At 68.8% G+C, this 22,934-nt stretch carries 2 protein-coding genes; both read left to right on the top strand.

The features are described 5' to 3' along the window. Positions 1-116 precede the first annotated feature (116 nt). On the top strand, positions 117-11,777 hold the full coding sequence (locus C1746_RS16390) for an Ig-like domain-containing protein (RefSeq protein ID WP_162867862.1): 11,661 nt from the start codon (positions 117-119) through the stop codon (positions 11,775-11,777). A gap of 174 nt (positions 11,778-11,951) precedes the next feature. After that, positions 11,952-22,919 carry an Ig-like domain-containing protein gene (locus C1746_RS16385; RefSeq protein ID WP_116715848.1) on the top strand — a complete coding sequence of 3,656 codons (10,968 nt, stop codon included), beginning with the start codon at positions 11,952-11,954 and terminating at the stop codon, positions 22,917-22,919. The last annotated feature ends 15 nt before the right edge of the window (positions 22,920-22,934 follow it).

The following is a 22,934-nucleotide window of genomic DNA, read 5'->3' as shown; positions in this document are numbered from 1 at the left end:
CTCTCTGTGATTGCAGGCAATCATTGCGTGTCCTAACTGCTCAAGTAGCCGCGATGCGAGCCGACAGGGATGCACACAACTCATCGCTAGACCGACTTCCAGAACGGACGTTTGACATGGGGGATCTGCCGACCGGCGCTCGCACCCGCTCCGACTGCCGCACCACAGCCGGGCTCATGGCCCTGCTGTTGATCGTCGGTCTTCTGACGACCGGCCTCGCCACGCCGGCTGCCGCGCAGACGACACCGCCGGCCAGCAACGGGCTGCAGACCTTCGAGCCGCGCTACGCCATCAACACCACCGGCAACATCGCGGCGATCGGCAACACCCTCCTGACCTGCCCGGCGACGGCGAACAACTGCACGGCGACCCGGAACGGAACGGCCTCCCCGCCGACGGCGAACAACAACTTCAACATGGTGATGGTCGACGTCGACGGCAACGCCTCGACCTTCAACTCCTCCACGGCCGAGCTGTCGCTCCCCGCTGGTGCGGAGGTGCTCTTCGCCGGTCTGTACTGGGGCGCCGACGTGCGGCAGGGCGTCAACGCCACCGGGAGCGCAGCGCCGAACCGCGCCGACGCCGGTGTCGTGCAGTTCCGCCTCCCGGGCAGCACGGCCTACTCGACGGTCGTGGCGGACGAGGTGATGGGCTTCGACACCGCCTACTACCAGGGCTTCGCCGACATCACCACACAGGTCCGGAGCTCCGGCAACGGCACCTACGGCGTCGCCAACGTCCAGACGGGCACCGGCCAGGACAACTACGCCGGGTGGGCCATCCAGCTCGCCTACCGCGATCGCAGCGCCCCCGCCCGAAATCTGACGGTGTTCGACGGCTACCAGCAGATCTCCAACAACAACAATCAGACCATCACCGTCTCGGGCTTCCAGACCCCGCGGCTCGGTCCGGTGCGGACCCAGCTGGGTGTCCTGGCCTGGGAGGGCGACAACGCCATCACCGGCGACGCCCTCCAGCTGAACGGCAACACGCGATCCGACACCAACAACCCCGCCAACAACTTCTTCAACTCCTCGATCTCGAACCTCGCGACCACGTTCACGGCGAAGAACCCGAACTACAAGGACCAGTTCGCCGTCGACGTCGACCGGGTGGACGCCAGCGGCATCCTGGCGAACAACGCCACCAGCGCGACGATCCGCCTGTCGAGCACGGGCGACGTGTACCGGCCCGGTGTCGTCACCTTCGTCACCGATCTCTTCGCGCCAAACATCGAGATCGACAAGGTCGGCGAGGACCTGAACGGCGGACAGGCCGAGCCCGGCGACATCATCGAGTACACGATCCGCGTCTCCAACCTGCAGCCCGACCCGATGACCGGGATCGACGACGCACTCCGCTCCGTCCTGACCGACCCTCTCCCGTCGTTCACCGAGTTGGTCCCCGGTTCGATCGACCTGGTCGCCGGCGCCAACGCGGGAGCGAAGACCGAAGCAATCGACGCCGACCAGGTCGACGTCACCGATGGTGTGCTCACCGTGCGGCTCGGCACCGGGGCGAACAGCACCGACGGGGGGACGTTCGAGACGAACGAGGTCAACACGGTCCGCTTCCGCGTCCAAGTGCAGCCGGGCATCCCCAACAACTTCCTCATCGAGAACCAGGCCTCGATGACCTATGAGTCCACGGCCGGCAGGACCTTCACCCAGACCAGCCAGCAGGACGTCAAGACGGTGGTGGTCGAGAGCGACCTGTCGATCACCAAGACCGCGGACCCCGCCGACGTGGTTCTACCCGGTGAGCCGATCACCTGGAGCCTCGCGGTTCGCAACGCCGGTCCGGACACCGAACCGGACGTGGTCGTGACCGATGTGCTGCCGGCCGACGTCACCGTGACCGACCTGCCCGACTCCTGCACGAACGACGCCGGCACGCTGACCTGCGCGATCGGCGCCCTCGCTCCTGGCGACGTCCAGAGCCTGACCGTCACCGCGACGGTTGACGGGGACGCCGCCGGTCCGCTCGCCAACACCGCATCGGTCACCGGCGACAACGACGACACCAACCCGGGCAACAACGCCACCGACCCCGTCACGACAGCGGTTGGCGCCGCCCCCACCGCCGGTGATGACACCGCATCCACCGCTGGTGGGACCCCGGTGACGATCGACGTGTTGGCCGATGATGACGACCCCGACGGCGACAACGCGAACCTGCAGATCACCGCCGTCGCCGACCCGGCAGGCGGCTCGGTCAGCGTCGTCGACGGGCAGATCGTCTACACCCCGGACGCCGACTTCGCCGGCGCCGACACGTTCACCTACACCATCACCGACGAGCAGGGCCTGTCCGCGACCGCAACCGTCACGGTCACCGTCGCCAACACCGCCCCCATCGCGCGCGACGACGCCGGTGCGGTGCCCGAGGGCGAGGACCTGGTGCTGACCGTCCTCGCCAACGACACCGATCCGAACGGCGACCCGCTGACCGTCACGATCCTCAACCAGCCCGCGCTGGGCTCCGCCGCCGTCAACCCCGATGGCACGATCACCTACACCGCCCCCCTGCTCGGGGACGGCGACCCCGACATCGAGCAGACCACCTTCAGCTACGAGGTCGATGATGGCAACGGCGGTGTTGACACGGCAACCGTGACCATCGACATCACCCAGCAGCCGCCGATCACCGCACCCGACTCGGCCGTGACCGACGCCAGCACCTCCGTGATGATCCCGGTGCTCGCCAATGACGCGGCGCCCGGCAACACCGGTCCCCTGCAGGTCATCGCCGTCGACGTCGATCCAGCCGTCGGGACGGCCATCGTCGTCGATGGCGAGGTTCGCTTCACCCCGGCACCAGCCGCACGTGGCCCGGTGACCTTCACCTACACGGTGCGCGATGCCTCAGGCTCCACCCTGACCGAGACCGTGACGGTTGATGTCGCGAACGGACCACCCGTTGCGGCCGATGACATCGCCACGGTGCCCGCCAACACGGCGACGCCGATCGACGTGCTCGCCAACGACACCGACCCCAACGGAGACCCGCTGACGGTCGTCGGCATCGACGACGTGGTGGGTGGCTCGGTCACGATCGGTGCTGACGGCATCCCCGTGTTCACACCCGACCCGACGTTCGTCGGCGCGGGTGGCTTCACCTACACGGTCTCCGACGCTGCCGGCGGAACGGACGTCGCGGTCGTCGAGATCGACGTCGCCAACGCCCCACCGCTGGCCCAGGACGACATCGCGACGGCGAAGGCCGGCGAGCCGGTCACCATCTTCGTGCTGGACAACGACGCCGACCCCAACGGTGGCCCACTGAGCGTCTCCATCGTCGGAGCAGTACCGGCCGGCGGTTCGGCGCGGGTCAACCCCGACGGATCCGTGACGGTCACGCCACCCCCGGGATTCGTCGGCGACTACCTGGTCACCTACCAGGTCCGCGACGTGGACGGGGGAACCGACACCGCCACGATCACCGTCTCCGTCCCCAACGTGGTTCCCGACGCCCAGGACGACTTCGAGACCATGCCCGCCTACGGCCCCGGCGATCCGGTGACCGTCGTGACCATCGACGCACTCGCCAACGACACCGACGACAACGGTGACCCGCTCACCGTCACCGCATTCGACGCGGTCGGGACCGGCGGTGGCACGGTGACCTCTGGTGGCGATGGCACGTTCGACTTCTCCCCGGCACAGGACTTCGTCGGCACCGACACCTTCACCTACACCGTCTCCGACGGCCGTGGCGGCACCGCAACGGCCACGGTCGTGATCGAGGTCTCCGCCGAGGCGCCGCTGGCACGGGACAACCGCTTCGTGCTGCCCACGCCCGCGCCGGGAAGTGCCGCGGCAGCACTCGTCGGCGCGGACATCCTGAGCGACGACGTGAGCCCGAACGGTCTGACGCTGGCCATCACAGCCATCGGCCCGGCCACGGGTGGCACCGTCACAAACAACGGCGACGGCACGATCGACTTCACGCCTGACGCAGCCTTCGTGGGGACTGCCGAGTTCTCCTACACGATCTCCGACACCGGCGGCGGAACCGACACGGCCACCGTCCGGGTCGTCGTACCCAACGGCCCCCCGACGGCCGCGCCGGACATGGCAAGCGTCGCTGGCGGCGGAACCGCGGCCGGCATTCGCGTCCTCGACAACGATGCGGACCCCAACGGCGAGGCCCTGACGATCGCGGGCACGCAGGGAGGCACCGGCACCGTCACCATCAACCCGGACGGGACGCTCGACTACACCGCCGCGCCCGGCTTCAAGGGCACCGACACCGTGACCTACCGGGTGACCGACCCCGACGGAGGCACCGCGACCTCGACGCTGAGCGTCACCGTCGTCAACACCCCACCGACCGCAGTCGCTGACACCGCGGCGACGGATGCGGGCACACCCGTCGACATCCCCGTGCTGGCCAACGACGCCGACGCGAATGACGACCCACTGACGGTCACCGAGGTCTCGGCCCCCGACAACGGCACCGCTGCCGTGAACCCGGACGGGACGATCACCTACACCCCGGATGCCACGTTCAAGGGCACCGATGTGTTCACCTATCGCGTGACCGACGGCGACGGGGGCAGCGACACCGCAGCGGTCACGGTCACCGTCCCGAATGCCGACCCGATCGCCACCGACGACACGGCGACCACCCTCGAGAACACGCCGGTCGACATCGACCTGACGGTGGGAGACAGCGATCCCAATGCGGACCCGCTGACCTATGTCGTGGGGGCCGCGCCGACGAACGGCTCGGTGACGGTCAGCGCGACCGGCCTCGCGACCTACACACCCTTCGCCGGGTTCAGCGGCACCGACAGCTTCACCTACGTCATCGACGACGGAGATGGCGGGCTCAGCTCGGCCACCGTCACGATCACCGTCAGCGACGTGCCGCCGACGACCAGCCCCGACACCGCCACAGTGGCGAGCTACGCCGACGGTGACACACCGACCAACGTCCGGATCCCCGTGCTCGACAACGACACCGACCCGGCCGGCAACGGTCTCGAACTGCTCGCGCTGATCACCGACTCCACGACCGGGACCGCCGTCATCGACGGCGATGAGGTCGTCTACACCCCCGCGGCTGGCTTCAAGGGCACCGACACCTTCGACTACCAGGTGCTGGACGGCTCCGGCAACACGGCAACCGAAACCGTCACCGTGACCGTCAGCAACGCCCCACCGACCGCGGTCGACGACACCGCGTCGACGACCGAGGGCACGCCTGTTGAGATCACCGTGCTGGGCAACGACCTCGACTCCAACAGCGACACGCTGACCGTCACGGCTGTCTCGTCACCCGGCAACGGCACGACCACGACCGACGGCACGATCGTCACCTACACACCCGGCCCTGGATTCAAGGGCACCGACACGTTCACCTACAGCATCTCCGACGGCGACGGTGGCACCGACAGCGCCACCGTGACGGTGACCGTCGACAACGCCGTGCCCGTGATCGTCGGTGGTGACCTCGCAGCCACCACTCCGGAGAACACCCCGGTCGACATCGACCTGACCGAGGGAGTCAGCGACCCCAACGGCGATCCGCTCAGCTACACCGTCGATGATGCGCCCACCGGCGGCACGGTGGAGATCACCGATGGCGTCGCGACCTACACGCCCAACCCCGGGTTCAGCGGTACGGACACCTTCACCTACCGGATCTCGGACGGCGATGGCGGAACCGTCATCCGCACCGTGACGGTGACCGTCACCGACGTCCCCCCGACGGCCGTCCCCGACGCGGCTCAAGTGGTTGGTTACGCCTCCGGAGACACGCCCACCTCCGTGCTGATCGACGTCCTCGACAACGACCAGGACCCGGCCGGCAACGGCCTCGCCGTCGATGCCGTCGATGCTGCGGGCACAGCTGGCTCGGCGGTCGTGATCGGCGACGAGGTCCGCTACACGCCCCCGGCAGGGTTCAAGGGCACCGACGTCTTCGTCTACACCCTGATCGACGGTTCGGGCAACACCGACACCGCATCGGTGGTCGTGACCGTGGCCAATGCGGCGCCGATCGCGCGGGACGACAGCGCGTCCACCGGGCTCAACACGCCCGTCGACATCGCCGTCCTGGTCAACGACACGGACTCCAACTCAGACACGCTGACCATCGAGGAGGTCGGAAGTCCCGGTAGCGGCATCGCAGTGGCGAACCCGGACGGCACGATCACCTACGCCCCGGCGGACGGGTTCAAGGGCACCGACTCCTTCACCTACGTCGTGTCCGACGGGGACGGTGGTACCGACACCGCCACCGTCAGGGTGACCGTCGCCAATGCGCCCCCAAGCGTCAGCGGCGGGAACCTGGAGACCAGCACTCCGGAGAACACGCCGGCCACGATCGACCTCACCGACGGTGTGAGCGACCCCAACGACGACGACCTCACCTACGCAACCGGGGCTGACCCGAGCAACGGAACGGTGTCGATCACACCAACGGGTGTTGCGACCTACACGCCGGACCAGGGCTTCAGCGGCACCGACACGTTCACCTACCTGATCGATGACGGCGACGGCGGCATCATCACCCGCACGGTGATCGTGACGGTCACGGACGTTCCCCCGACCGCGAACGGTGACACCGCGGCAGTGGGCAGTTACGGCGTCGGGGACACCCCGACGAGTGTGCTGATCGACGTCCTCGGCAACGACGAGGATCCGGCCGGCAACGGTCTGGCCATCGACTCGGTGGACACCACCGGCACGGCCGGCACCGCGGAGGTCGAGGCCGACCAGGTTCGCTACACCCCGCCCACCGGGTTCAAGGGCACCGACACCTTCGCCTATCAACTGGTGGACGGGTCGGGCAACAGCGACACCGCCACGGTCAGCGTCAGCGTGGCCAACGCCGCACCCATCGCCCGACCCGACACCGCCACCACGACCCTGGTGACCCCCGTTGACATCGACGTGCTCACCAACGACACCGACTCGAACACCGACACCGTCACCATCACCGCCGTCGGCACCCCGGCCAACGGCACCGCGGTGATCGGCCCGGACGGCGCGGTCACCTACACCCCCGGCGAGGGCTTCAAGGGCACCGACACCTTCACCTACCAGATCAGCGACGGCGACACCGGCACCGACACCGGCATCGTCACCGTCACCGTGGCCAATGCGGTGCCCGTCGTGGACGGCGAACCGATCACGACGACCACACCAGAGAACACCGACGTGCTGGTCGACGTCACCGTCGGCGCGACCGACCCGAATGGCGACCCCCTCACCTTCGGAATCGGCGGGCAGCCCGACAACGGATCGGCGGTCATCGACGGCGCCGGGATCGTCACCTACACCCCGGACCCCGGGTTCGTGGGCACCGACACCTTCACCTACACCGTCTCCGACGACGATGGCGGCACGACCATCCGCACCGTCACCGTCACCGTCACCGACGTTCCCCCGACGGCGGTTGACGACTCCGCCACGGTCACCGGCCGGGCAGCCGGCCAGCCCGTGGCACCCAGTCCCATCGCGGTGCTGGACAACGACCTCGACCCCGCCGGCAACGGCCTGTCCCTGGACAGCCTCGACACCGCGGGGACCGTGGGAACTGCGGTCGTCAGCGGCAACCAGGTCAACTACGTGCCGGCTGGTGGGTTCAAGGGGACCGACGCGTTCACCTACACCCTGGTCGACGGCTCCGGCAACACGGCGACGGCCACCGTGACGGTGACCGTGCCGAACGCCGCCCCGATCGCCCGCGACGACACCGCGACCACCGTCGGGGGCACGCCGGTCGACATCACGGTGCTCGGCAACGACACCGACTCCAACACCGACACCCTCACCGTCACCGCCGTCACCGACCCCACGAACGGCTCGCTGTCCGACGCCGGCGACGGCACCATCACCTACACCCCCGGTCCCGGGTTCAACGGCACCGACAGCTTCACCTACACCGTCTCTGACGGCGACGGCGGCACCGACACCGCAACCGTCACCATCTCGGTGGACAATGCCACCCCCATCATCCGCGGGGGCGAGCTGGGTGCGCGCACCCCGGAGAACACCCCGGTCGGGATCGACCTCACGCGCGGCGTCTCCGACCCCGAGGGTGCCCCGCTCACCTACACCACGCTCGTGGAGCCCGAGGCCGGCACCGTGGTCATCAACCCCACCACCGGCCAGGCCACCTACACCCCGGACCAGGGATTCATCGGATTCGACGTCTTCACGTACCAAATCGACGACGGCGCCGGCGGCACCGCCAGCCGAACGGTCACCATCACCGTGCTCGACGTCCCCGTCGTCGCGGTCGATGACCAGGCATCCGTCGACGGCTACGGCGCTGGAAGCCCAGCGACCAGCGTCCGGATCTCCGTGCTCACCAACGACCTCGACGCGGCCGGCAACGGTCTGACCGTGCAATCACTCAGGACGGACTCGACGACCGGCACAGCCCTGATCGACGGCGACGACGTCGTCTACACCCCACCCCCGGGGTTCAAGGGCACCGACACCTTCAGCTACACGGTCGTGGACGGCTCAGGCGATGAGGACACGGCCACCGTCGAGGTCCGCGTGTTCAACCTGGCGCCAATCGCCAGGTCCGACACGGCGACGACCACCGTCGCCAGTCCTGTCCTGATCGACGTGTTGGCCAACGACACCGATTCCAACGCCGACACCCTGACCGTCGCCGCGGTGGGTGACCCGGCCGGCGGCACGGCAGAGATCGGGCCGGATGGGATCACCTACACCCCCGCAGCAACGTTCAAGGGGACGGACACCTTCTCCTACCAGGTCAGCGACGGCGACACCGGCACCGACACGGCCACCGTCTCGGTCACCGTCCCGAACGCACCACCCGTGGTGGACGGCCGCGACCCGGTTGCGGTCACCACACCGGAGAACACCGCGGTCGAGGTCGACCTGGCCGACGGCGTCACCGACCCCAACGGCGACCCGCTGACGTTCACGATCGACACCGAACCGGCCAACGGCACCGTGGATCTCACGGACGGTGTGGCCACCTACACCCCCGACCCCGGCTACGACGGCGACGACTCGTTCGTGTACGTCATCGACGATGGCGACGGGGGTGTCATCACCCGCACCGTCGTCATCACGGTGACCAACGTCGCACCCGTGGCCAACGACGACGACGCGGCCGTTGACAGCTACGGCCCCGGTGAACCGGCCACCTCAGTTCGGGTCGACGTGCTCGGCAACGACGATGACGACGCCGGCAACGGCCTCTCGCTGACGTCGGTGGACACGACCTCTACGTCTGGAGCGGTCGTCGTCGACGGCGACGACCTCATCTACACGCCACCCGCGGGCTTCAAGGGGACCGACACCCTCACCTACGTCGTGACCGACGGCAGCGGTGACCTCTCGACCGGGACGGTGACGATCACGGTCCGCAACGCCGTCCCGATCGCCCGGGACGACGAGCGGTCGACAGCGCCCGATACGCCGGTGACGATCAACGTCCTCGGCAACGATACCGACTCCAACTCCGACACCCTGACCATCGCATCGGTCAGCGACCCGGCGGGCGGGACCGCGACCATCACCGCCGATGGGACCGTCACCTACACCCCTGATGCCTCGTTCAAGGGCACGGACACCTTCACCTACCAGGTGGACGACGGCGAGGACCAGGCCAGCGCCACCGTCACCGTCACCGTTCCGAACGCGGCACCCGTGGCCGGCAACGACTCGGCGACCACCGACGAGAACACGGCCACGGCGATCAACCTCGCCGCCAACGACAGCGACCCCAACGGGGATCCGCTGACGTGGTCCGTGGTCTCGGACCCGGCGAACGGGACGGTGACGATCAGCCCCTCAGGTGTGGCCACATACACCCCGAATCCGGGCTTCGCCGGCACCGACACCTTCACCTACCAGGTGGACGACGGGGACGGTGGCATCACGACGGCCACGGTCACCGTCGCGGTCGGCGACGTCCCAGCCGTCGCCGTGCCGGACCGCCGGACCATGGACGGCTACGCCGCCGGCCAGACCCCGACCCGCATCACCATCGAGGTGCTGGGCAACGACCTGGACCCGGCCGGCAACGGCCTGACCCTGACGAGCATCAGCACCAGCGGAACGCGCGGCTCACCCGAGATCGTCGGCAACACCATCCAGTACTCCCCGGCTCCCGGGTTCCGTGGTGTCGACACGTTCACCTATCGCCTCACCGACGGCAGCGGCAGCACCGCCACGACGACGGTGACCATCACGGTCCGCAACCTGCCCCCCCGTGCAGTGGGCGACAGCGTCACGGCCGAGCCCGGCCAGTCGGTGCGGGTGGACGTCCTGACCAACGACGTCGACCCCAACGGCGATCCCCTGACCATCACGATCGGTCAGGTCGTCGGTGGCGGCACCGCTCGGGTCAACGGCGACGGCACGATCACCTACTCCCCCGGCCCTGGTCAGGGCACGGTGCGCATCACCTACACCGTCAGTGACGGTCAGGGCGGAACGAGTACGGCGACCCTCACGATCACCATTCCCAACCGTCCACCGACCGGCGGGGACGACACCATCACGGTCGTCAGCGGCGACCCGGTCACGATTCCGGTGCTCGACAACGACACCGACCCCAACGGCGATCCCCTCACCATCGACCCGGCAACGCTGGGCCAGCCCTCCGGCGGCACGGTCAGCGTTGTCGACGGCCAGCTGGTCTACACGCCGGATCAGGACTTCGTGGGAACCGACACCTTCACCTACGACGTCGTCGACGACGACGGCGCACGGACCACCGTGACCGTCACCGTGACCGTTGAAGCCGGCCCGGTCGATCCGGTGAATCCGGTCGACCCGGTGGATCCAGGTGAGCCGGCGGATCCAGGTGAGCCGGGCGCGGCCATCGAGCGGATCGCGGGCGACACCCGCATCCAGACCGCCGTGCTGATCTCCCAACTGGCCTACCCCGGCCAGACCCGGTGGGTGGTCGTCGCCCGCGCGGACAATTACGCCGATGCGCTGGCCGGCGCCACGATCGCTCGGCAGCTCGAGGCACCGATCCTGCTCACGCCGACCGAGGAGCTCAGCGGCGACACCGCCGAGGAGATCCGACGACTCGGTGCCACCAACGCCTTGATCCTGGGCGGTGAGGCAGCCGTCTCGGCGAACGCCGCGGCGCAACTGGCCGGCCTCGACCAGATCGAGACCGTGGAGCGCATCGGTGGCGTCAACCGCTTCGACACGGCCAGACTGGTGCGTGACGGGCTGGCTGAGCCCGACCCGACCACGGTCTACATCACCGAAGGGGAGAACGCCGACCCCCTGCGCGGGTGGCCCGACGCCCTCGGCGTCTCGTCCCAGGCGGCCTTCACCCAGCGACCCATCCTGCTGGTCAATGCCGAACGCCTGCCGCAGGAGACCATCGACGCCCTCACGGCGTCCGGGGCCACCGACGTCGTCATCGTCGGCGGGACCGCTGCCGTCAGCAGCGAGGTGGAGCAGCAGATCGCTGACCTCGGCTACTCGATCCGACGGATCGCCGGCACGACCCGATACGAGACCCTCTCGTTGCTCTACGACGAGGGCGTCGAGTTGGGCCTCGACCAATCGGTCCTCTGGGTGGCGACCGGTCTGAACTGGCCCGACGCCCTGACGACCGGCCCGGTCATCGGTGCCCTCGGCGACACCGTCGCCCTCGTCAACGGCCAGGACCCCGCGGGATCACCCGAGATCCTGGACCTGGTGGCGGCCAACTCCGGGCCGATCGAGACGATCCGGATCGTGGGCGGGACCAACGCGGTGACCGAGGAGGTCGAGGCCGCCATCGCGGCCGCCGCGAACGGCGACGGCTGACCGCGACGCGGGCTGAAGCGGGCCGGCACGACCGTTCTGTGTCGGCCCCACACCTGGTCACATGGGGCTAGTCCCTTGTGATCAACTTTGCTCGGACCTGATCGAGACGCCTACAGCACCGCCGCGTTTCTGTCGAGGTCGTGGAGTGACGCCCACTTCCCTCGAAACGTGCTCATGTCTACCGATCCCAACTCCCGAACCCCGCTCGTGCGCCTCGCCACCGCACTGGCCATCAGCCTGTTCTGCACTGCGTTGCTGCTCGCAGGAGTGGCCGCCCCTGCGGGTGCTCAGATCGACCCGGACGACTTCTCGGTCCGGTTCTCCGCAGACGCGCAGGGCGACATCGCGCAGATCGGCAATGCCGTCCTGACCTGCCCCACCAGCAACACCCGGTGTGCGCCGACACAGGCGGGCAACGACAACGAGACCAACAACAGCTTCAGCATGGTCAACATCGATGTCGATGGTGACGCCAGCACCTTCAACTCCTCGACGGCAGATCTGGACCTCCCCGACGACGCTGAGGTGCTGTGGGCCGGCCTGTACTGGGGCGCCGGATACAACGAAGGCCAGACCACCACGACCGCGCCAGATCCCGCTGCTCGGGACACGGTGCGTCTGCGTACGCCGATCGCCGGCTACTCGACCGTCACCGCCGATGAGCTCAACACCCTGCCATCGGGTAACAACCAGGGGTTCCAGGGCTTCGCCGACATCACCTCCGTCGTCCAAGCGGCCGGAGACGGCACGTATGGCGTGGCCAACGTCCAGGCGCGAACCGGGCAGACGGGGTACGGCGGCTGGTCGATCCAGATCGTCTACCGCGACCTCACCCAGCCCCCGCGCAACCTGACGATCTTCGACGGCCTCGAGTTGGTCGCCGCGACCGGAGGCGCGGTCCCAGTCGACGTCTCTGGGTTTCAGACGCCCGGCCGCGGCCCTGTACGGACCCGCATCGGTGTACTGGCATGGGAGGGCGACGACGGCCTCGGCGGCGACTCCCTGGCCCTGAACACCACCACACTGACCGATGCGGTCAACCCGTCCAACAACTTCTTCAACTCCACCATCAGCGAGAGCGGCAGCCACGCCACCGCGAAGAACCCCAACCACGTCAACCAGCTGGCCATGGACCTGGACCGCGTCTCGGCGGACGGTGTGCTGGCCAACGGTGCCACCTCCGCCACCGTCACCTTCGACACGAACGGCGACGGCTACTACCCCGGCGTCATGACGTTCGCGACGGACCTGTTCCAGCCGAACGTCGACGTGCAGAAGGTCGGCACGGACCTGAATGGCGGCGACGCGGAACCCGGAGACATCATCGAGTACAGCATCGAGGTCTCCAACTTCCTGCCAGCCCCAGGAGAGGGGATCGATGACGCGCGGGAGGTGGTCCTCACCGACCCGCTGCCCGAGTTCACCACACTGGTCCCTGGCTCGATCACGATCAACAACGGCGTGAATGCCGGCGCCAAGACCGAGACGGTCGACGCCGACCAGGCCGAGGTCGTCGATGACGTGTTGACCGTTCGACTCGGCGACGGGGCGGATGACACCGACGGCGGGACGATCGCCAGCGACGAGACGACGACCGTCTCCTTCCGCGTCGAGATCATCGACACCGTCCCGAACGCCACGAACATCGACAACCGGGCTCGCGTCCGCTACGTCGGAACGACCGGAACGGAGATCCAGGACACCAGCGAGACCGTCACCACGGTCGTGCGCCGCGAGAGCGATCTGTCGGTCATCAAGACCGCCGACCCGGCCGACGTCGTCACCGTCGGCGACACCATCACCTGGACCATCGACGTCGCCAACGCCGGCCCAGACGACGACCCCGCCGTCATCGTCACCGACACGCTGCCCGCCGGCGTGACCGTCACGAATGCCTCCCCGGCGTGCAGCCAGATCGGCTCCACGGTGACCTGTGCACTTGGCGCGCTTGCCGCCGGGGACAGCACCAGCGTCACGATCGCCGCCACCGTCGACGGCGGCACCACCGGTCCGCTCGACAACGTCGCGACCGTCGAGGGTGACAACGAGGACCCCGACCCGAGTGATGACAGCACCGGTCCGGTCACGGTGGACCTCGGGCAGCCTCCGGTGGCCACCGACGACTCCGCCACGACCGCAACGAACACCGCCGTCACGACCGACGTGGTGGCCAACGACACCGACCCCGATGGCGATGACGCAGCCCTGCTGCTCTCCGCTGTCTCAGACCCCGCAGGCGGGACCGCCGGGATCGTGGATGGCGAGCTGGTCTACACACCTGACGCTGGCTTCGCCGGGACCGACACGGTGACCTACACCGTCACCGACGAGCAGGGCCTCACCGACACCGGCACCCTCACCGTCACCGTCGACAACGCCGCTCCGATCGCGCGCAACGACGCCGGCTCGGTGGAGGAGGGTGAGACGATCACCCTGGACCTGCTGGTCAACGACACTGACGCCAACGGCGACGGTCTCACCGTCACGATCAGCAACCCGCCAGCCGGGGTGACGGACAACGGCGACGGGACCATCAGCTACGAGCCCGGCCTCCTCGGCGATGCCGACCCCGACACCGTGACGGTGACCTTCGCCTACAGCGTCGATGACGGCAACGGCGGGACGGACACGGCCACGGTCGCCCTGACCGTGACCCAGGTGCCGCCCGTCACCTCGCCCGACTCGGTCCTGACCGACCACGCCACCCCGGTCACCATCAACGTCCTGGCCAACGATGCGGCCCCTGGCAACACCGGCCCACTTGCCGTCATCAGCGTCACCGTCGATCCCGCTGACGGATCGGCGACGATCTCAGGCGACCAGGTCATCTTCACCCCGGCTGACGGTGTCGCTGGCGACGTCACCTTCACCTACACCGTGCGGGACGCCTCCGGCTCGACGCTCACCGAGACCGTCACCGTCACCGTGGCGAACGCCGCTCCGGACGCCACCGACGACACGGCCGCCGTCCCGTTTGACACGGCGACCCCGATCGACGTCCTGGCCAACGACGCCGACGCCAACGGCGACACCCTCGTCGTCGCCGGTGTCACCGGTGTGGTCGGTGGCTCGGTCGCCATCGGCGCAGACGGAACGCCGGTCTTCACGCCGGATACGGACTTCGTCGGCACCGGTGGCTTCACCTACACCGTGAGCGACGGCAACGGCGGGACCGACACTGCCGCCGTCACGGTCACCGTCGCCAACGCCGACCCGATCGCGGTCGACGACAGCGCCTCGACCGCCGCCGACACACCGGTCGTCGTGACGGTGCTCGACAACGACTCCGACCCCAACGGGACACCGCTGACCGTCTCCATCGTGGAGGCCCCAGGTGGGGGCTCCGCTCTCGTCGACGGCGCCGGGAACGTCACCGTGACGCCACCAAGCGGCTTCGTGGGCGAGTACGTCGTGACCTACCAGGTCAGCGACGGCGACGGTGGCACCGACACCGCCACCATCACCGTCACCGTGGCCAACGCCACGCCGGACGCCCAGGACGACACCGCCGGTGTTGCGGCGTACGGCGGCGCAGAGACGCCGACCACCGTCACCATCGATGTGGTCGCCAACGACACCGACGCCAACGGTGACACGATCGTCGTGACCAGTGTCGACACCACCAGTGACAGCGGCGGCACGATCGTCGACGACGGCGACGGCACCGTGACCTACACACCGCCAGCCGACTACGTCGGGACGGACAGCTTCACCTATGGGATCGCCGACGGCCGCGGCGGAACCGCGAGCGCCACGGTCAGCGTCGTCGTGTCCGCCGACGCGCCGGTGGCCCGCGACGATGTCTTCACGCTGCCGAACCCGGCGCCCGGGACGCTGCCAGCTGCCCTGACGGGCGCCGCGCTCCTCGGCAACGACATCAGCCCGAACGGCTTGACGCTGACCGTCAGCGCGATCGGGACCGCGACGGGCGGTACGGCCGCGCTGAATCCGGACGACACCGTCGACTTCACCCCTGACGCGAACTTCGTGGGGACAGCCACGTTTGGCTACACGATCTCCGACAGCGCCGGTGGCAGCGACACTGCGACTGTCCGCGTCATCGTCCCGAACGCGGTACCGACTGCCGGAGCCGACAGCGCGTCGGTAGCAGGCGGAGGTCAGGTGGACATCCCCGTCCTCGACAACGACGCCGATCCCAACGGCGACACACTGACCATCACAGGTCTTGGCGGCGCCGCCGGGACGGTGGGCATCAACCCCGACGGCAGCATCCGGTACGAGGCCGCCGCCGGCTTCAAGGGCACCGACACCTTCACCTACCAGGTCGTCGATGGCGATGGCGGAACCGCATCCGCCACGGTCACCGTGACCGTGGACAACGCTGCCCCCGTCGCGGATGACGACAGTGCCTCGACCACCAACGCAACCGCGGTGGACATCGACGTCCTCAGCAACGACACCGACCCGAACGGTGATGCACTCACCGTCACGGCCGTCGACGCACCCAGCAACGGCACGGCGGTGGCCGGCCCGGCTGGTGTGATCACCTACACCCCGGCAGGTGGGTTCAAGGGAACGGACACATTCGGCTACACCCTCAGTGACGCTGATAGCGCGACGGACACAGCGGTGGTCACCGTCTCGGTCGCCAACGCCGCTCCGGTGGCCGCTGACGACGCGGCGACGACCCCGGAGAACACCCCGACGACGATCGACCTGACCGTCGGCGACAGCGATGTCAACGGTGACGCCCTCACCTACAGCCTTGGGGCCTCTCCTGCCGGTGGCTCCGTCAGCATCACCCCTGCGGGGGAGGCGACGTACACGCCGCTCGCCGGCTTCAGCGGAACCGACACGTTCACCTATCGGGTCAGCGACGGCGATGGCGGTATCTCCAGCGCAACCGTCACCGTCACGGTCACCGACGTCCCCCCGACCGCGGTCGATGACACCGTCACCGTGACCGGTGTCGCGGCCGGTCAGCCCAACCCCCCAGTGAGCATTCCGGTCCTCGACAACGACCTGGACCCCGCCGGCAACGGCCTGTCGCTGGAGTCCATCGACACCGACGGCACCACCGGTACCGCGGACACCAGTGGCGACGACATCAGCTACACCCCGGCTCCCGGGTTCAAGGGCACCGACACCGTCAGCTATCGCCTCATCGACGGCTCCGGCAACACCGCGACCGCAACCGTGACCATCACCGTCCCCAACGCCGCTCCCATCGCCCGGGACGACGCCGCCTCCACCACGCTGAACACCAGCGTCACCATCGACCTGCTGGCCAACGACACCGACTCCGACACCGACACCCTGGTCGTCACATCGGTCGGCACGCCCGCAAATGGCACCGTCGTCGACCACACCGACGGCACCATCACCTACACCCCCGCCGACGGGTACCGCGGAACCGACACCGCCACCTACCAGATCAGCGACGGCGACACCGGCACCGACACCGCAACCGTCACCGTGACCGTCGCCAATGCCGTCCCCACCGTGACCGACGGCCCCACAGCCGCCACCACCCCGGAGAACACCCCCGTCGACATCGACGTGACCGTGGGCGCCAGCGATCCCAACGGTGACCCCCTCACCTTCGGCATCGGCCAGCAGCCGGACGACGGCACCGCCAGCATCGTCGGAGGCGTCGTCACCTACACCCCGAACCCCGGCTTCGCGGGCACCGACACGTTCACCTACACGGTCTCTGACAACGCCGGTGGCACCACCATCCGCACCGTCACCGTCACCGTCACCGACGTCCCCCCGACCGCGGTCGATGACACCGTCACCGTGACCGGTGTCGCGGCCGGACAGCCCAACCCCCCGGTGAGCATTCCGGTCCTCGACAACGACCTGGACCCCGCCGGCAACGGCCTGTCCCTCGACTCCATCGACACCGACGGCACCACCGGTACCGCGGACACCAGTGGCGACGACATCAGCTACACCCCGGCTCCCGGGTTCAAGGGCACCGACACCGTCAGCTATCGCCTCATCGACGGCTCCGGCAACACCGCGACCGCAACCGTGACCATCACCGTCCCCAACGCCGCTCCCATCGCCCGCGATGACATCGCGACCACGACCGAGGGCACGACGGTCGACATCACGGTGCTGGGCAACGACACCGACTCCAACACCGACACGCTCGTGGTCACCGCGGTCAGCACGCCCACCGACGGCACCGTGACCGATGGCGGCAACGGCGTCATCACCTACACCCCCGACCCGGCCTTCAAGGGAACCGACACCTTCACCTACACCGTCTCCGACGGCGATGGCGGCACGGACACAGCAACTGTGGCCGTCTCGGTCGACAACGCCAACCCCATCATCCGTGGTGGCGACCTGGGTGCGACCACGACGGAGAACACCCCAGCGACGATTGATCTGACGAGCGGGGTCTTCGACCCCAACGGCGACCCCTTGACCTACTCCCTGGTCACGGGACCGCCCAACGGATCGGTGACCATCGACCCTGACGGTGATGCCGTGTACACGCCGGATCCCGGGTTCGCCGGCTTCGACGTCTTCACCTACCTGGTTGACGATGGCGACGGCGGCACCGTCACGCGCACCGTCACGGTCACGGTGTTGGACGTGCCCGTCGTTGCCAACACTGACCAGGCAACGGTCGGCAGCTACGCCACCGGCGACACGCCCCCCTCCGTCACCGTGGACGTGCTGACCAACGACCTCGATCCAGCCGGCAACGGCCTGTCGCTCGACTCCATCGACACCGACACCACAACCGGCACCGCCATCATCACTGGCGACGACGTCACCTACACCCCTGCTCCCGGGTTCAAGGGCACCGACACCGTCGAGTACATCGTGGTCGACGGCTCCGGGAACCGTGACCGGGCCACCATCACGATCACGGTGGCCAACGCCGCCCCGATCGCCCGCGACGACGCCGCCTCCACCGCCCTGAACACCAGCGTGACCGTCGACCTGCTGGCCAACGACACCGACTCCAACACCGACACCCTCGTGGTCACATCGGTCGGCACCCCCGCCAACGGGACCGTCGTCGACCACTCCGACGGCACCATCACCTACACCCCCACGGACGGGTTCAAGGGCACCGACACCGTCGACTATGGCATCTCCGACGGCGACACGGGCACTGACACGGCAACGGTCACCGTCACGGTCGCCAACGCCGCTCCCGTGGCGACGGGCGCCGTGGACGCGTCGCAGTCAACCCCGGAGAACACGCCGGTCGCCGTGGACCTCGACGCCGCCGTCAGCGATCCCAACGGCGACCCGTTGACCCGAACCATCACCGACGGCCCCGACCATGGCGTCGCCGTGATCAACCCCGACGGCACCCTGACCTACACCCCCGCTGATGGGTTCACGGGGACGGACACCATCACGATCCGCTTCGACGACGGCGACGGTGGTGTCTTGGACTGGACGATCACCGTGACGGTTGACAACGTCCCACCTGCCCCGGCCGATGACACGGCCAGCCTCGACGGGTACGGCGTCGGCCAGAGCCCGACGGAGGTCCGCATCCCGGTCCTGGCCAACGATCGGGACCCGGCCGGCAACGGTCTGAGCCTGACCTCGATCGCCACCGACTCGACCAGCGGCACCGCGGTCGTCGACGGGTCCGAGGTCGTGTACAGCCCCGCGGCTGGCTTCAAGGGCACCGACACGCTGACCTACACCGTCACCGACGGCAGTGGCGACACCGCCACGGCCTCGGTGCGCGTGACCGTGTTCAACCTGGCGCCCATCGCCCGGGACGACGCGGCGACGACCACGCCCGGGACCGAGGTCGCCATCGACGTGGTGGCGAACGACACCGACTCCAACAGTGACACCATCGCCGTGTCCTCGGTGGGCACGCCGTCCAATGGCTCCGCCATCGCCGGTCTGGGCGGGATCACCTACACCCCGGCCGCCGGGTTCAAGGGTGTCGACACCTTCACCTACGACGTCAGGGACTTCGACACCGGCACCGACACCGCCACCGTGACGGTCACCGTGTCGAACGCACCACCCGTGGTCGACGGCCCCAACCCCTGGGAACGGACGACGACTGAGAACACGGACCTGCCGATCGACCTCACCGACGGGGTCACCGACCCCAACGGCGACCCGCTGAGCTTCTCGATCGACGCCCAGCCCTCCAACGGAACGCTGTCAATCGTCGGCGGCGTGGCCACCTACTCCCCCGACCCTGGCTACAGCGGACCGGACTCGTTCGTCTACGAGGTGAGCGACGGGGACGGCGGCACGGTCACCCGCCGGGTTGACATCACCGTGGACAACGTCCCGCCAGGTGCGAACCCGGACGCCGCGACCGTGGCCAGCTTCGGCGCCAGCGACATACCGACCTCGGTGCGCATCGCCGTCCTGGACAACGACGACGATCCAGCCGGCAACGGCCTCGCCCTGACCTCGGTCGACACGGCCGACACGGCCGGCACGGTGGTGACCGACGGCGACGAGGTCGTCTACACACCAGCGGCTGGGTTCGCGGGCACCGACACCTTCAGCTACACCACGACCGACGGCAGCGGCGACACCGCAACGGCCACCGTGACCGTCACGGTCACCAATGCGGCGCCGATCGCTCGGGATGACGACGAGGCAACCACACCCGGAGCCTCGGTCGTCATCGACGTCCTTGCCAACGACACCGACTCCAACAGCGACACGCTGGCCATCGTCGGCGTGAGCGACCCCGCCGGCGGCAGCACCGTCATCACCGGGGGCGGCGAGGTGCGATACACACCGGACCCGACCTTCAAGGGCACCGACACCTTCACCTACGAGGTGAGCGACGGAGAGGACACGGCAACCGCGCAGGTCACCGTGACCGTGCCGAACGCGGCGCCGGTGGCCGGGAACGACTCCGCATCGACGGACGAGAACACGGCCGCGGTCGTGGACCTGGCCGCCAACGACACCGACTCCAACACCGACACGCTGACGTTCAGCGTCGTGACCCAGCCCAGCAACGGCACCGTCACGATCGACTCGGGCGGCGTCGCAACCTACAGCCCCGACCCCGGGTTCGACGGTGTCGACACCTTCACCTACCAGGTCGACGACGGTGACGGCGGCACCGACACCGCAACCGTCACCATCAGCGTCGGCGATGTCCCCCTGGTCGCCGTCGACGACAGTGCAGCAGTGGCCGGCTACGCAGCGGGCCAGCCCCCGACGACCGTGTCGATCCCCGTACTCGGCAATGACCTCGACGCCGCCGGCAACGGCCTGGCCGTCACCGCGACGAACACGAGCAGCACGACCGGCTCGGTCCAGATCGTCGGCGACCGGGTCGTCTACACCCCAGCTGCAGGCTTCTCGGGCGAGGACACGTTCACCTACACGGTCACCGACGGCAGCGGCAACACCGACACGGCCACGGTCACCGTCACCGTTGCGAACGTCGCGCCCACGGCGGGCGATGACCAGGTGACGATCGCGGTCGGCGAGTCCGTGACCGTACCGGTGCTCGACAACGACGCCGACCCGAACGGCGATGCGCTATCGGTCACCAGCATCCAGGTGATCGGCGGCGGCGCCGCCACCGTCAACCCCGACGGGAGCATCAGCTACTCCCCCGGACCACTCGAGGGGACCGTCCGCGTGCGCTATCGCATCAGCGACGGCCACGGCGGCACCGACACGGCGAACCTGATCATCACGATCCCGAACGTCGCACCGGTCGGCGATGACGACGCCGCCACCGTCGAGGCCGGCCGGTCGGTGGGGATCGACGTCCTCGCCAACGACCGTGACGACAACGGCGACGTGCTCACCATCGACCCGGCGTCGATCAGCAGTCCGGCTGGCGCAACGGTCCGGGTGGTCAACGGTCGGCTGGTGTACACCGCCGATGCGGACGCAGAGGGCACCGACACCTTCACCTACGACGTCGTGGACGACAACGGTGCTCGTGACACGGTCACCGTGACCGTCACGGTCACTCCGGGCCCGACCGACCCGACCGACCCCACCGACCCGACCGACCCCACCGACCCCACCGACCCCACCGACCCCACCGACCCCACCGACCCCACCGACCCGTCCGACCCAACCGACCCGACTGACCCGACCGACCCCACCGACCCGACCGACCCCACTGACCCGACCGATCCAACGGATCCCCAGAACCCGACGGGCCCGACCAACCCCACCGACCCGACGGGTCCGACCAACCCGGGTGACCCCGGCTTCGACATCGAGCGAATCGCTGGCCCGACCCGGATCACGACGGCCATCCTGATCTCCCAGCGTGGGTACCCGGAGGAAACGCCCTGGGTGGTCCTGGCGCGCGCCGACAACTACGCCGACGCCCTTGCGGGCGCCACCATCGCCCGTCAGCTCGAGGCTCCGATCCTGCTGACGGCCACGGCTGAGCTGACGGCCGACACGGCCGCGGAGATCCAGCGCCTGGGGGCAACCAACGCGCTGATCCTCGGTGGCGAGGCAGCCGTATCCTCGCTGGCCGAGCAGCAGGTTCGTGACCTCGGTCTCGCCACCGAACGAATCGGCGGCGTCAACCGCTTCGACACCGCGCGCCTGGTCCGTGACGCCCTGGCGGCGCCAGACCCCACCACCGTCTACATCACCGAGGGCGAGAACGCCGACCCGCTCCGCGGCTGGCCGGACGCCTTGGGCGTCTCCTCACAGGCTGCCTTCACCCAGCGTCCGATCCTGCTGGTGAACGCCCAACGGCTGCCGCAGGAGACCATCGACGCGCTGGCCGTGTCCGGTGCCTCCGAAGTCGTGATCGTCGGCGGGACCGCGGCGGTCAGCGAAGAGGTCGAGGCCGAGATCCTGGCCCTGGGCTACGACATCCGCCGGATCGCCGGAACGACCCGGTACGAGACGCTGGCGCTGCTGTACGACGAAGGCGTCGAGCTCGGACTCGACCAGTCGGTCCTGTGGGTTGCGACCGGCCTCAACTGGCCTGACGCACTGACGACGGGCCCCGTCATCGGTGCCCTCGGTCAGACCGTGGCCCTGGTTCACGGTGAGAACCCGGCCGGTTCTCCCGAGATCCTCGACCTGGTCGCCGCCAACTCCGGCCCGATCGACACCGTCAGAATCGTCGGTGGCACCAACGCGGTGTCCGAGGAGGTCGCCCAGACGATCGCCTCGGTGGCCAACCAGCCGTCAGTGGCCAACCCGACCGAGGAGTGAGATCTGCCAGGACAC

The sequence above is a fragment of the Euzebya tangerina genome (genome assembly GCF_003074135.1).
GTDB classification, from domain to species: Bacteria; Actinomycetota; Nitriliruptoria; order Euzebyales; family Euzebyaceae; genus Euzebya; species Euzebya tangerina.
This window is presented reverse-complemented; position numbering and strand designations above follow the sequence as displayed.